The sequence below is a fragment of the Mesorhizobium sp. M4B.F.Ca.ET.143.01.1.1 genome, assembly GCF_004792275.1.
Lineage (GTDB): Bacteria > Pseudomonadota > Alphaproteobacteria > Rhizobiales > Rhizobiaceae > Mesorhizobium > Mesorhizobium abyssinicae.
The window spans coordinates 1-305 of sequence record NZ_SRSR01000286.1 but is presented as its reverse complement, the minus strand read 5'-3'; the positions used below and the strand labels follow the sequence as shown (position 1 = coordinate 305).

The following is a 305-nucleotide window of genomic DNA, read 5'->3' as shown; positions in this document are numbered from 1 at the left end:
GTTCCGCTCCGGGCTGACCTACCGGCGCGGCGCCGGCAACGTCTTCTACTTCCGCCCCGGACACGAAACCTATCCGACCTATCACGATGCGACGGTCCAGAAAGTGCTGCGCAACGCAGTGAAGTGGGCGCATAACCCGCAAGGGTCGAAGCCCGCCATTTTGAATGCACCGCACGTGCCGGTCGAGAAGGCGCTGGAGCCGATCGAGGAGCGCGGACCAAAGCTGCACGCGCATGGCGAGGCCGGCTTCCGCTAAAAAAGGCGCTTCTCTCCTTCACTCGAGATTGCGTGGAAATAGCGTCTGG

General features: G+C 62.6%; 1 protein-coding gene. It reads left to right on the top strand.

Features of this window, described 5'->3' with window-relative positions; genetic code table 11:
* On the top strand, positions 1–256 hold a 256-nt coding region (locus EN786_RS37020; RefSeq protein WP_189524399.1), incomplete at its 5' end, for a ThuA domain-containing protein.
* Between the last annotated feature and the right edge of the window lie 49 nt (positions 257–305).